The organism is Neobacillus sp. NPDC093182, assembly GCF_044754045.1.
Map to the genome: position 1 here is coordinate 35,602 of NZ_JBIVOI010000017.1, position 14,272 is coordinate 49,873.

Sequence of the window (14,272 nt, forward strand, 5' to 3'; positions counted from 1 at the left end):
ACCTCCCTACTATTATCGGACCAACTTTATGGTTACAGTGAATCAAGTCCACGATATTCAAAGAAATCAAAATCAGCATAAGAACCAGCTTTTCGGTCCATATCATGCACTGCAATTCCTACAAAGTTACCTGTAAATCCTCCCGCCAAGAATAACAAATTTTGAGATTCTCCCATTTCGTGCCAAAGATTGTCTCCAGCCATTCTATAATAATAATTTCCAACTGGTCCGTTGACTTCAATCTTCAACTCTACTTCGCCCTCGTCTGTTGGAATAATGTCTGGAGTTAAAGTAAATTCACCATCCCTGCATTTCATCAAACGAAGAACACGGGCTTTTTCCTCATCATAAGTCAGGTATGCATAAAGATAATTACTATCATTTAAGTACAGCAGTAATCCAGCCATTTGATTATAAGTTTTTGGGGTATAGTCAATTTTCGTAAATGCAGTAAATTGGAAATCTTTTTGGCGAATAGCCAATATATGATGTTCAAATAATGATTGAATGGAGTCACCTGAGATAACACGTAAATAACCTTCTCGACTTGTTAAATCGCACCAAGAGTCATCCGCCAAAATACGCAGGCTATTCCACTCTTTATCGAGTACACCATTAAAATCATCATGGAAGTTCGTATTTTTATTTTGTACAACTGGCTTTGCCGTAATAATCTCTGTTTCTGCCAATGGTCCATTGCCACCATCAACTAATCGCAGCCAGCCATCTTCTGTCCAGTAAACTTCTTGAATAGCCGTTTCACGTCCTAGTATGGCTGCTTTCCCCATTAAAGGTCGAGTACATAAATAGACCATATACCAGTTGCCTATTGGGGTTTGAACAATACTGCCGTGACCTGAACATTGTAATGGTGATTCGGGTTTATCACTAGCAGTTAACATAGGATAGTGTGGATCCAATTCATAGGGACCGGTAAGTTCTTTTGCACGGCAAACGGTAACCGAATGACCTGAACCTGTTCCACCTTCTGCGGTGATTAAATAGTAATAATCATTATGACGGTAAATATGTGGTGCTTCTGTTTTTGCCAATTCTGTACCATCAAAAATCTTATAGACAGATCCTACTAAACTTTGTTTTTCATCATCATATTCTTGAAGGACTACTCCTACTGATTTATTGCCTGTTTCTAAACGATAATCCCAAATTTCATTTAACAACCATTTACTTCCGTCAGTATCATGAAATAAAGAAGGATCAAAGCCGCTGCTATTTAAGTACACAGGCGTTGACCATGGACCATTGATACTTGGTGCAGAAATTAAATAATTATGGCTGTCTTTAAATGGCCGTTTTGTACTTTTAACATCGGTATAGACAAGAAAAAATAAACCTTCAGAATAACTAAGCTGCGGCGCCCAAATACTTCCATTTTGTGGATTGCCGCGTAAATCTACTTGATTCGTTAATAGATCGGTTTCATGTTCCCAATTTACTAAATCTTTTGATTGATAAATGCGAACACCTGGCAGCCATTCGAAGGAAGACACGGCTATATAATATGTATCTTCTACCTTCAAAATATAAGGATCTGGATTAAATCCTGGCAAAATCGGATTGGTTATTTTTGTTTGATACATTTTCTACTCCTTCTTTTTCCTTAATTTTTCTAAATAGGCATAAGCCTGCTGCTATAAAAAAGAGAAAGGCAACTGGAAAAGCTATAAATTGGGTACCAATTAAAGTTGCTAAGCCGGCAAAAATAAAGAGCACAGCTCCCCTTTTAGGAAATTTATTTCGCCAAATCGATAGAGCAGCCAGAGTAACTAGAATAACTACGATTAGCAGGGTAACACCAAACCATACAGCTAACGCTTTCACTGCTTCAAAGCTCTCTGAAACATATTCTTCCGAAACACCATCCTGCAGGATCGGAAAAACTGTTGTCGCGTAATTACTTTCTTCCATTGAAGTTATCGTCAGTGAAAAACCGCCTAAGAAAATCACACAAAGGATGACACCTGCTATTCCAATTATCACTTCCCATTTTCGCTTCATTCTCCATGTTCCTTTCCTATTCATCTACTTTTATGAAATCGATCCAATCTAATGTGTTCATTTCACTTTGAAAACTATATCGATTGTTAATTTCTTGATACGTTACGGTTATTCTATTTGCTTTGTTTCCCCAATCATCCCATCGATTCGGATGTATATGTGAACCTATCATACAGTTAGCGAATATAGTTTTCGCATAGGGGCGCCATGGTCTTCCTAAAAAGACATTTTTAACATCTGCGTCCGCAGTAATAAAACATTGATTAAAATAAAATCCTTTTTTATTTTTAGAAGTGGAAGCAGCAGTTACATAACCATCTTTGTTGTTTGGCCTTTTCAATGACTTGATTTCACAGTCTTCAAATACTGCTTCCCCACCACCAAAAATAAAATCAATCGTGCCTTCAATATAGCAATTGATAAAATGACTGGTGTTTTCTTCAAAAATAGTCCTAATATCAGGAGTAGAAAAAGGCTGGCCATTTTTTTGCACTTCTGGCAGCGGCCCCAGACAAATGGTGTCTTGCTGCCCCCTAAAGGAACAGTTTTTAAAAGTTACGTTGTTTCCCTCACTATATAAGGCAACCGCCTGGCCCACCTTTTCTCCTGGTCCCGCAACATTACTAATCTCGATATTTTCTAAAATAATATTTTCTCCGTTGATAAACAGGGTCGCCGTCTGAAAGGTACCTATTTCTCGCTGGTGTTCATCTTTTTGAAGTGCGTACCGATTCCCGATAATCCTAACAAAACCTATTCCTATCAATGTAATGTTAGATTGATATAAGGAAATATTTTCATAATACTCTCCACTTAAAACCGTTATTTTTACCGGTCCCTTTACATCACGACAACTATCTAAAGCCTCTTGAATATTAGAAAAATCACAAATTTCATTTCTTCCAACAACTAGACTTTTAAAAAAATTTAAAGGTGTTTCTTTAAGAATGTTTTCCATAATGATCTCATTTCCTTTGTTTCCTGATGTCCCCCTGTAAGCATAAAGCCTTCCCAATTTTGAGAAACACGTTGTTGTTCATACGTTTTTTTCAATTGTTCGTTTAAAAATGCTGCACCTTCAATGGGACACATTCTATCATCCTTACCAATCATACTGAGGCGTGGTCTTGGGGCAATCATTTCTTGAACTGCTAATGTGGTAAAATGTTTTAGAAATCCAGGAACATAATAATAGAATCCATGATGATCTAAACCACGTTTCTGTTTTAATGTTTCGATATCCACTTGTGCTGCGATGTCGACTGTGACCTTTATACGCTCATCCAAAGCAGCCAACCACCAGCTCATTAATCCCCCCATTGACATTCCAATTGTGGCTATTCTGGTGTGATCTACATCGGACCGAGTTTCAAGATAATCTAACAAGGCCATGTTGTCGAATAGCCGCATCCCCCACAAAGTTTGACCTTCTAACAGCATTTCCTTTACCAATTCACTTTCCAGTTTCCCTTTTCGTTGATTAAAGCCCCACATATCAATTGAACAAACAGCAAACCCAAGTTCAATTATTTCTTCTACGAAGGAAGGGCTTTGCAAATAAGAGCTGCTGGTTAAGAGTTCTTCTTTCCCTTGGTCAAAATTGCCGCCATGTGAATGATTAAAGATAACGATTGGCAAAGGTTCTACTGCATTTAATGGTTTAGCAAAATAGGCAGGGACGGTTTCGATGTCATTTAAATGCAACATTAAACTTTCTAAAACAAACCCCTGCCTATTTTCTACATTTATTAATTCAGCAAATATCTTTTCTGCTTTCGAACGTTCTCCTAACAAATTGATAAGTTGTGTACGCCTTGGCTTTATCACAATACCCCTACTTCCTTTAGGAGTACTTCTTCAGCTTTTGTATTTTTAGACTTGCAATGAGTAATCTCTACGTCCTCACTGTATTCAACATGGAAAGCTGGACCTTCATGATTTTCAATTGTTACTCGATTAAACAGGATATCTTTAGCAAAACCAACATAAAAACCTCGATTATTCATATCCTCTATTCCTGCCATCATTGCTGGTTTCCCGGGGATCGCATTTTCTGCCATAGAAATATCAATGTTATTAAATGTAATTTCGGAAACGTATTGCTCCGCTAAGCCATAGATAAACCCAGCAGAGGCATGGACATTTCGAGCCGTAATATTAGAAAAGTGTATTCTTCTAAAGGATGGAGTTTCTTTTGTTATTGGGTATGGATTTTTATCCCAGACATATTTATCCTTTCCTTTAGGTCCACAGAAGTAGTACAAGTTCAAAATAAATGGACACATTACCCTTTCCATGACAATATTGTCGATTCGGATATCCTCCACAATTCCTCCGCGTCCGCGTCGAGATTTCAAACGAATTCCCCGATCTGTATCCTGGAAGGTACAGTTACTAATCGTAACATTCCGGATATCACCACTCATTTCACTGCCAAATACCACTGCCCCATGGCCATGGACCATCGTACAGTTTGTAATGGTAATGTTCTCACAAGATACCCTTTCAGCCGTATCTTCCGTACCAGCTTTAATCGCGATACAATCATCTCCTACATCTATGTGGCAGTTGCTGATTCTTACGTTTTTACAAGATTCTGGATCAATTCCATCTGTATTTGGTGAGTCTGATGGATTGATAATAGAAAGATTATCAATTGTTACATTGTGACAACGAATCGGATTCACGGTCCAGCTTGGTGAATTGTTTAAGGATACATCTCGTATGGTGATGTGCTCACATCCGTCAAAACTAATCAATTTGGGACGCGGGTAAGCCAGCTTTTCTCGCTCATTTCGAAAAATATGCCACCATTTCTCCCCATTGCCATCAATCGTGCCAAAACCAGTAATAGAAATATTTTTTGCATCTTCTGCATAGATACAAGAAGCATATACCTCTCGCACAACACCTTCCCAACGAGAAACTACCACTGGATAGTCCTCTTGTTCATCCGAAAATTTTAAAGTGGCGCCTGCCGATAGATGCAATTCAATATTATTTTTTAAAAACAAAGCACCTGTGAAAAAGACACCTGACGGAATCAAGATTTTTCCGCCGCCGTATTCATAGGCTTCATTTATGGCATTCTGGATAGATTGGGTACATAAACTCCCATCGTTTAATGCACCGAATTCGGTAATATCGTAAGTGGTCATATCGTCACTCCTTATTCATTACTTCTTCATATTCAGCTAAAGCTTGTAAAAACGCACCCAGCCCTTTTTGGTCATTACATATTATCGGTTCACTAATGTAATACGCAAAGGTACCATCACGTTGATCATGTCCTCCCAGTCCAGCAACCTGACAATTCTTATTTAAATTGACCCAGCCTTCTTTTGTTAGCAAGACAAATTCGTCCAATAATCCTTGATGTGATTTTCTTAATTGCGCTTCCCATACACTTCGATCAAGAACCCCCAGGCGAATCCCTTTTGCTATTGCACATACAAACATACTGCTGCACGAAGCTTCTAAGTAATTTCCCTTTTCATGTCCCTTATCTGGTACTTGATACCACACACCACTTTCTTCATCTTGGTAGTTTACTAGTGCCTTTAATGTTTTCTCTGTTATCTGCACAAGAAAGTCTCGATCCGGTGTATCTTCTGGCAAGATTTCTAAGGTATCTACTAATGCTAATAAATACCAGCCCATTGAGCGTCCCCAGAAGTTCTCAGACAAACCTGTTTCTTTATTGGCCCATGGCTGAACTTTTTTCTCATCCCAGGCATGATATAATAGCCCTGTCTTTTCATCTATTAAATGTTGATAACTAATGTTAAACTGACGAATGATATCTTCTAACCCTTCGCCATTAGCAAAGGTTGTTTGATACTCCGCATAAAAAGGTGACCCCATATACAAACCATCAAGCCAAATTTGGTAAGGGTAAATTTGTTTATGCCAAAATGCACCTTCAGAAGTTCTAGGGTGTGTTTCGAGCTGTCTGCGTAATAATTCAGCAGCTTTTTTATACTTTTCCTCTCCGGTTTCTTTGTATAGAACAAATAACAATTTTCCATTATTGATATGGTCGATATTATATTCATCTAGATGATACCCTTTAATTGATCCATCTTCTTGGATAAAGTAATCCATGTTTTCTTTGATATAATTAAAATATTTCGCTTCTCCTGTTTGCCTCCAAACCCTTTCAAACCCTTTAAATATCACTCCGTAATCATAGGACCACTTTCCTTTGTATCCTTTGTCCTCGTATAAACGAGGTAGTCTTTCCATAATTGAATTTGCTGTTTTAACGGACCAATTCATGACTATCATTCTCCTATTCTCATTCCTATTATTTCGCAAAAGCGAAATTGCTGGCTTAGTAGTAACCAAAGAGTCGTTTTGGTTACTGCTAAAGCGAAATTGCTGGCTTAGTGGTAACCAAAGAGTCGTTTTGGTTACCGCTAAAGCCAAAATGCTGGCTTAGTGGTAACCAAAGAGTGGTTTTGGTTACCACTAAAGCAAAATTGCTGGCTTAGCAGGATATAGAATGGAGGTATTTCTATTGAACATAATTCAATAAAAAGACCTCCATTGGTGATTATTTTGCCTTGTTATACGCTGCTTTATATTCCTCTTTTATTGTTTTTCCGCCTTGGTCATTCCAATTTTTAACGGCTTTCTTAAAATCATCGAGCGAGATTTCACCTAAAATGTATTGATAAGTAGCGTCTGTAATAATTTTTTGTAATTCTGAACCTTGTGTGGTGAAAGTGGGTGATTCTAAAGGTACCGCAGGGTTAAAGACTGCATATTTTGCGTTTTCAGCAATCATTTCATCTGCTAGTGCTTTAATTGGGTTAGGATCCTTTAAACCAAAACCGCTTTCTTTTGGACGTGAAGCTGCAAAAGGCTGAACTTCTTGCTGCCATAAATCTTGATTAATAATTTCATAGGTACCATCACCATTGAGTTTAAAGTGTGTACCTTCAATACCATAGGTCATTAACGTATAGGTTTCAGGATCTATTAAATCATTTACAAATTGCAGAAGACGTTTTAATTCTGCTTCATCCTTTACTTCTGAACGTGGGAATGCGAGTAGTCCGCCAATACCATTACCTGCAGACCAAATGGCTCGTTCAGAATTAGTATCAGATGTCATATCATTGACTAAGGCAATTTCCATATTATCTTGGATACCCGCTGCCATTGTTTGGAGGTTTTTAGCATCAAAAAGGGCACCAACATAAATACCTGCCTTGCCTTGAGCAAAGTTTTGCTGTTGATCTGTTTTGGCTGTTACAGCAAAGTCCTTGTTAATCCAGCCGTTTTCATACAACTCTTTCATATAATCCATGGTCTCAATATAGCCATCTGTTTCAAACTCAGCTGTAAAGTTGCCCTTGCTATCTACCTGCCAATTATTTGGAGTACCGTGGTAAGAACCTAATGTTTTGAATGCACCATAAATCAAATCGCTGCGGTCCATAAATCCAGTTGTATCATTTTTCCCATTACCATCAGGATCTTTTTCTGTAAACGCTTTCGCGACCTCCATCAATTCTTCCGTTGTTTTAGGAACAGCCAACCCTACTTTATCTAACCAGTCTTTACGAATGATGACACCATTACGCGCTAAATCTTTTTGAAACGGTATCCCATAAAGCTTACCTTCGATGGAGGCTGAAACACGAATGTCCTTCGAAATCGCTTTTAAGTTAGGGAACTCATCTAAATAATCTTCTACATTCCAGAACATCCCTGATTTCAAGGCATTACGCACAGAAGAATTTTCCAAAATTGTTAACGTAACAATATCTGCTAATGAATCTGAAGCTAATGCTGTATTAAGACGTTCCTCTTTTGAAGCATCTGGAATCCAAGAAAATTTAATTTCTGTATTTGTTTTTTTCTCAATTTGGTCCAACACTGTATCGGTCGGTGGAGAAGCCGTATGCAAAATGTTTAACCAAGAAATTTCTGCAGTACTATTTTTGTCAACTTCCTTTGATGATTTTTTTTCGTTAGAAGCTGTACTGCTGCACCCTGCTAAAAGAAGCGCACCTGCTAAACTAACACTGGCTAATTTTGATACCTTTTGTTTTTTCATCCCAATTCTCCTTTGCGTTTTGGTGAATATATTTATCTTCTAGCTCTTCGGCATCCATCGTTTCCATTCTTGTAAACACTTGATTTGCTGTCCAAGTAATTAAATAGAATAAGAAACTAATACCCAAAAAGGTTAAAACCCCTGGAAAAAAGTTGGCTGCTGCCCAATAAATTACACCAGTAACTAAAAATAAAACGAGTGAATACTGCAGGCAGGAAAAACCTAATAATAGAGACATCTTGATTTTAATGAGAATTCCCTTCCAATTATAATGAGCCATAATCGGAAAGATATAAACGAGTGATAATAAATAGATAAAACTAATCACAAATAATGCGACCCTAATATACCAATTGGATACATGCATTAAATCAACAATTAAAACTATCCCACCTATTAGATAGATCCAACTTATGATGACAGACTCTCTGAAACTCTCTTTGTAATACTTCCAGTAGGTTTTGAAAACGGGCAGGCTTTGGCCACGCACCCATTGCCTGCAAATACTTACCAAGGCATAAGTGGAGGGGCCAATACCCAAGATGCCTAATCCCAAAATGGTAAAGAGTATCCATAATAAATTTACGTATACCAAGTTAAGGATGATTGTTAAAACGTGGTTTAACCTTTCTACTGATTTCAGCATGATATCCCCGCCTTCTCCTCTTTAATACACGCCATCTTCTCCAAATTTTTTCGCTAGTTTATTCGCAAGGATGACCAATACCAATCCAACAAGCCCTTTAAATAAACCTACAGCAGTACTGAAACTCAACTGTCCATTTTTTAAACCTGCCGTATAGATATAAGTATCGAAAATTTCTGCAACACTGCGGTTTAAGGAGTTAAGTAAAAGGTACATATGTTCAAAACCTAGATCCAAGGTGCTGCCAATCTTTAGGATTAATAGAGTAATAATGACTGGACGAATAGCAGGTAATGTTACATGCCAAGTTTTTCGAAGACGACCTGCACCATCCATTTCAGCTGCTTCATATAATTGTGTATCCACTGCTGTAATAGCAGCTAAATAAATAATCGTTGACCAGCCTAATTCTTTCCAAATAATTTGTGCGATATAGATGGTCCTTGTCCAATCAGGTGCTGTTAAGAAGCTGATTTTCTCCATACCTATTGCAGCTAAAAATTCATTAATAATACCGCCATCCACATTCAAAAAGATAAATGAGATTGAAACAATAATTACCCAAGACATAAAGTGAGGAATATAGATAATCGTTTGAATTCCAGCTTTAAAATATCTATTCTTCACTTCATTCAGCATGAGAGCCACTATAATTGGTAATGGGAAAAAGATTACAAGATTTAATGCAAACAAAATTAACGTATTCTTTAATAACATGAAGAAAGTAGGTTCCGTAAATAAACGAATAAAATGTTTGAGACCAACCCATGGACTTCCTAAGATCCCTAAGAATGGCTGATAGTCTTGAAACGCAATGATGAGACCGGCCATCGGTAGGTACTTAAATATAATGAAATAAAGTAATCCAGGAAAAATCATAAAATATAAGAACTTATTCGTTTTTAATCCCGCAATGATTTTTTGCCTTTTTTTAATTTTTAGCTCCCTTGCTGTCAAAATGGGCAAGGGTTGATTATTTTGGTTTACAGCACCTTCCATTTCATTCCTCCTCTATTCATTTTGTTTTCCTTTCTTGTTATAAGCATACTGAAATTGAAAAAATTACGTACATAATCATTTTATGATTACGCTTACAAACCCCTTTGGTATCAAGGTTTTTGAACATGGCATCCACCATAATGATAGTTTTTAACAGGTTGTGATTATCCGTTTTCAAAGTAATTTTTTCACCTTGAAAGCGTTATCTTTGCTATTAAATCAATAGTGGGATATTGATTATATACGGAATTTGGATCGAATGATAAGGTTGGTTTATCTTACTAAAAGATGGCTTATTATTTTGAACCGAGGAGGATTTACATGAAGAAAACGAAAAAGAATAATAGAAACAAAGGAGGACTAGTCTTTCCCATTATTAATGGATCGATTCTAATTTTAATTGCACTTATCTGTTTTCTTCCATTTGTTAATGTGATTGCAAGTTCATTTGCCTCTACTCAGGAAGTGGTCGCAAGAAAGTTTATCTTATTTCCACGTACCTTTTCTTTGGATGCCTATCGCTATATCCTATCAACCCCTACCCTCTTTAAGTCATTAGCTGTTTCGATTGGAGTAACGGGTATCGGTACTTTAGTTAGTATGGTTCTTACCGCCTTAATGGCGTACGGCTTATCTCGAAGATACCTAGTGGGGAGAAATTCGATTAATTTTATAGTTGTGTTCTCCATGCTGTTCAGCGGCGGTATGATTCCAACCTTCTTAGTTGTTAAATCCGTTGGTTTAATTGATTCTTATTGGTCGTTAATATTACCAGTTGCAATTAACGCGTTCAACTTAATAATCATGAGAAACTTCTTCCAAGCCTTACCTGATAGTTTAGAAGAATCGGCAAAAATGGATGGCTGCACAGATTTTGGTGTCTTCGTTAAAATCATGCTGCCACTGGCATTGCCATCGATCGCGACTATTTCCTTGTTCTATGCTGTCACCTATTGGAATACGTATATGACCGCTATTTTATACATTAATGATTCTGCCAAGTGGCCGATACAAGTATTACTGCGTCAAATTGTCATTGTCTCTAGTGGTATGCAAGCCGAAGGGTCTTCAGTAGATGTCGTACCGCCTGCTCAAACGATTAAGATGGCTGTTATAGTAATCGCTACTGTTCCAATGTTAATTGCTTACCCATTTGTTCAAAAATACTTTGTCAAAGGTGCATTAGTTGGATCTGTAAAAGGATAATATAAGTTTCCATCAAAAAAAAGCTTCTCTATTGAAGCTTTTTTTTGATGGATTACAGTTTTAATGCATATATTCCTTGCGATAATCACCTGGGGTCATTCCCAATTTTTTCTTAAAGAAACGAATAAAGTTTTGAGAATTCCGATATTGCAAGCGTTCAGCTATTTCTTTAATGGCCAAATCGGTATCCTTCAACAAGGTTTGAGCCATTTGCAGGCGATAATTCATTAGATAGTCTACAAAATTCTCCCCATACTCTTTTTTGAATACATTGCTTAAATAGTTAGGATTGTAATGCAATCGATCTGCAATAATATCCAGGGAAATTTCCTGATCATATTCCGTTTGTACAATATATACGATTTTTTCTGACAAGGATTTAAATCCTCTTTCTGTCTTATCGTGGGTACTTATAATAACCGGTTTGATTAAATCGTTAATTAACATTTCCTTAATTTTTTCTGGATAATAGGCGTTCATGGCTGCTTGGTACAATTTCTTTATGTTTTCAAAGATTTTTGATTCTGCACCTAATAGTTGTCCTAATTGCACGAGTTCATTTATTACTCGTATTAAAGTAACTCCTAAGCTAATAGGATTTTTATTTAAACGAAAGATTTCTTCAACAAGCAGGTCGACCATGTTCATCACTTCTTCCTCATGACCAGAACGAATAGCATTCAATAATTCATTAAGTAATTCGACTGGGAATTTGGAAATAGACGCATCATTTAACATCGAAGAGATATCATTATAGAAAATAATCGACTCTGGTCCGACATTTACTCGGTAATGAAGCGATTCTTTTGCTAAATCTACCGCTTTTTTACTATCTATTAAAGTTTCATAGATTGGGCTAATACCAACACTAATGATAATATTCAGCGATTTTTTCACCGCTGCTTGGATTTCCTCGTAGTACTTCATAATCCGACGCTCAGGTTCTTGGTCGCTTTTATCTAATATAAAGATTGTAGCCTGCATTTCATCATTTAAAACGATCGGATTTAAACGTTCATCCTTAGGGACAATTTCTCCCACGATATTATTAATCGCCAATAATAAAAGATTTTTATCTCCCACTTGTTGATGATCAATGCTGTCAATTTGAATCAAACCTGTATAAAACACCTTTTCCTCATCAAAATGGTAGCAAAATTGCTCTAACCGATTCATCACATCGTTTTCAGAGATTCGTTTTCTAAATAAACTTAGAACAAATAATGTCTCCAATTGAGGTTTCTGAATAGACAGGCTGGCTGTTAACAGTTCGTTTTGCCCCACAATTTTATCGATAGAATCAGCCAAAAAGGAAAGTTCATTTTGTTTTTTATGTACACCCTGAACGTCCAGTTTTTCTTGAATTTTCTTTATCGGCCGTGTGTATGATACCGCAAGCACATAAGAAATAATTCCAACTAAAAAAATCAATAAGGCTGATACAATAAAAAGGCCTACTCTGGTATTATGAATAATACTGCCAATTTCATTTTCATCAATTTCCACTACATAAAGCCAACGATTATAATCAGATTGCATATAAACATATTTCTTTCCATCATCTGTTTCTAAAACATTGGCCGTTTGCCCGCTTTCGTCAGCGACTGCTTTAAAATCTTTAAAACTACCCTTTTTCACTTCACTATCCTTCATCATGCTAGAGTATAGTAATTGATTTTTTTTATTATAAATTTCTACTACATTGTTTTGGTCACCTATAATCTGTTCAATACTCCTTCTAGGGATATAGGATATTCCTAAAGCGAACTTTTCCCTCTTATACATTGGTAAAGTCATAACCATTTCAATTCCAGATTTTATAGGTTTCCAAAAAAGGTTATTGTTATTATTGTTAAAATATTTATTTTTATATTCGGTAACTTCCTCGGTTGTTAACCCCTTCAAAGAACCATTAATGATTCCCCAGTTCCCTGCCAAGCTTACTAAACTATTGTTGCTGCCTTCTATCCCCATCATTTCTATGTAACTCATCTCTTTTTTGATACTTCGGTATATATCAAAATCTTTACCTGACAAAGGATTTTTAAAAATTTCTTCAAATTTAGAAGTTGCGCTGTAAGCAGTATATCCATACTCGATGGTTCTTACTTTTTGTTCAACATTGTTAAGAATTTGTTTTGTATAATTTTTCTTATCCTTTAAGAAACTGTCCTCAACGGAATGATAAGTGGAATTATAGATAAATATGCTAAATCCAATGACAAGCCCTATTCCCACTAAGAAAAACGGGATAAACAGCTTGTAAAACACTCGTGCTCTTCTCAATAATTTCACTCCTTCGTTAACTGTTTTCCACTTTTTCTCAAAAAAATTAAATTTTCTAAAATTTGATAACGCTTACGTAATAATAAACTACAATTTCCATATTTACAATACTATGGAATTTAGCATTTTTTCATTGTATATGATATGCATTGACACAAAAACCGTTAGATTATACAATGTTAACGTTAACATTCCCCCGCGAAATTCAACCATATCCTCATTTATTGAAGCCCACATCATAGAAAATAGGTTCTATTTTTGTTTTAACATAAAAATGTTAACGTGTACATATGCTTTTAGCAGCGAATAATAAGAATTTTTTATATGGGAGCACATACAAATGGAAAATCAAATAACCATTTATATAGCAGGAGATTCCACGGCTGCTATAAAACTACCAGAAAAAAGGCCAGAAACTGGATGGGGGGAAGCATTTCACCCGTACTTTAAAGAGAATGTAAAGATTGATAATCGGGCGATTAATGGCCGAAGTACAAAATCATTTATAAACGAGGGTCATTTAGCTGAGATTGAGAAAAGCATGCAGCCCGGAGATTACTTAATCATCCAATTTGGTCACAATGATCAAAAAATAGAAGATCCTGAACGCGGAACACACCCTTATGGTGACTATCAAGAAAATCTCTACCAATACATTCAGGCAGCTTTTCAAAAAAATGCCTATCCACTACTATTAACATCAGTCACTCGCCGAAAGTTTGAAGATGACAAAATTGATAACATGTCAGTTGGAGATTATCCACAAGCCATGATTCAATTTGCGGAAAAATACCATGTTCCTGTTTTAGACATACATAAAATCACCACCGAATTAATGGGTAAAATCGGCAACGAGGAATCAAAAAAGTACTACTTGCATTTACCTCGGGGTCAATCCGAAAACTATCCTGAGGGGATTATAGATAACACTCACTTCAATGAAGAGGGTGCGAAAAAAGTGGCACAATTGATTATCGAAGCAATCCAACAAAGTGATTTACCTCTAAGGAACCTACTAAAATAGTAAACTACTATATTTTTCAACCTTT

General features: G+C 36.4%; 12 protein-coding genes. 2 read left to right on the top strand and 10 right to left on the bottom strand.

Annotated elements, in window-relative coordinates; translation table 11 throughout:
- Positions 1-32: 32 nt before the first annotated feature.
- The 9 genes from ACIQAA_RS25665 to ACIQAA_RS25705 form a co-directional block, all read right to left on the bottom strand.
- The gene (locus tag ACIQAA_RS25665; protein ID WP_402625489.1) at positions 33-1,601 is read right to left on the bottom strand and encodes a glycoside hydrolase family 43 protein; all 1,569 of its coding nucleotides are present in this window, start codon (positions 1,599-1,601) and stop codon (positions 33-35) included.
- Complete coding sequence (locus tag ACIQAA_RS25670) at positions 1,558-2,019, bottom strand: hypothetical protein (protein ID WP_402625492.1); 462 nt, start codon at positions 2,017-2,019, stop codon at positions 1,558-1,560. The genes ACIQAA_RS25665 and ACIQAA_RS25670 overlap by 44 nt, the downstream gene beginning before the upstream one ends.
- Positions 2,020-2,035: 16 nt before the next feature.
- The gene (locus ACIQAA_RS25675) at positions 2,036-2,977 is read right to left on the bottom strand and encodes a pectinesterase family protein (protein ID WP_402625495.1); all 942 of its coding nucleotides are present in this window, start codon (positions 2,975-2,977) and stop codon (positions 2,036-2,038) included.
- Positions 2,947-3,843 carry a dienelactone hydrolase family protein gene (locus tag ACIQAA_RS25680; protein ID WP_402625670.1) on the bottom strand — a complete coding sequence of 299 codons (897 nt, stop codon included), beginning with the start codon at positions 3,841-3,843 and terminating at the stop codon, positions 2,947-2,949. Before ACIQAA_RS25680 ends, ACIQAA_RS25675 begins: the two co-directional genes overlap by 31 nt.
- A complete protein-coding gene (locus tag ACIQAA_RS25685; protein WP_402625498.1) occupies positions 3,843-5,177 on the bottom strand; it encodes a glycoside hydrolase family 28 protein in 1,335 nt (444 codons plus the stop codon). Before ACIQAA_RS25685 ends, ACIQAA_RS25680 begins: the two co-directional genes overlap by 1 nt.
- A 4-nt stretch (positions 5,178-5,181) precedes the next feature.
- Positions 5,182-6,306 carry a glycoside hydrolase family 88/105 protein gene (locus tag ACIQAA_RS25690; RefSeq protein WP_402625501.1) on the bottom strand — a complete coding sequence of 375 codons (1,125 nt, stop codon included), beginning with the start codon at positions 6,304-6,306 and terminating at the stop codon, positions 5,182-5,184.
- Between the two features lie 268 nt (positions 6,307-6,574).
- A complete protein-coding gene (locus tag ACIQAA_RS25695) occupies positions 6,575-8,086 on the bottom strand; it encodes an extracellular solute-binding protein (RefSeq protein ID WP_402625504.1) in 1,512 nt (503 codons plus the stop codon).
- Complete coding sequence (locus tag ACIQAA_RS25700; protein WP_402625507.1) at positions 8,049-8,732, bottom strand: YesL family protein; 684 nt, start codon at positions 8,730-8,732, stop codon at positions 8,049-8,051. The genes ACIQAA_RS25695 and ACIQAA_RS25700 overlap by 38 nt, the downstream gene beginning before the upstream one ends.
- Positions 8,733-8,753: 21 nt before the next feature.
- On the bottom strand, positions 8,754-9,611 hold the full coding sequence (locus tag ACIQAA_RS25705) for an ABC transporter permease (protein WP_402625672.1): 858 nt from the start codon (positions 9,609-9,611) through the stop codon (positions 8,754-8,756).
- A gap of 441 nt (positions 9,612-10,052) precedes the next feature.
- On the opposite strand from ACIQAA_RS25705, the gene ACIQAA_RS25710 reads away from it, so the two are divergent.
- A complete protein-coding gene (locus ACIQAA_RS25710; RefSeq protein WP_402625510.1) occupies positions 10,053-10,937 on the top strand; it encodes a carbohydrate ABC transporter permease in 885 nt (294 codons plus the stop codon).
- 60 nt (positions 10,938-10,997) lie between these two features.
- Here the strand turns inward: ACIQAA_RS25710 and ACIQAA_RS25715 are convergent, their stop codons facing one another.
- Positions 10,998-13,223: a helix-turn-helix domain-containing protein gene (locus ACIQAA_RS25715; RefSeq protein ID WP_402625513.1), complete on the bottom strand. Its 2,226-nt coding sequence runs from the start codon at positions 13,221-13,223 to the stop codon at positions 10,998-11,000.
- Between the two features lie 340 nt (positions 13,224-13,563).
- Between ACIQAA_RS25715 and ACIQAA_RS25720 the strand changes: the two genes are divergently transcribed.
- Complete coding sequence (locus ACIQAA_RS25720) at positions 13,564-14,247, top strand: rhamnogalacturonan acetylesterase (RefSeq protein ID WP_402625516.1); 684 nt, start codon at positions 13,564-13,566, stop codon at positions 14,245-14,247.
- Positions 14,248-14,272 lie beyond the last annotated feature (25 nt).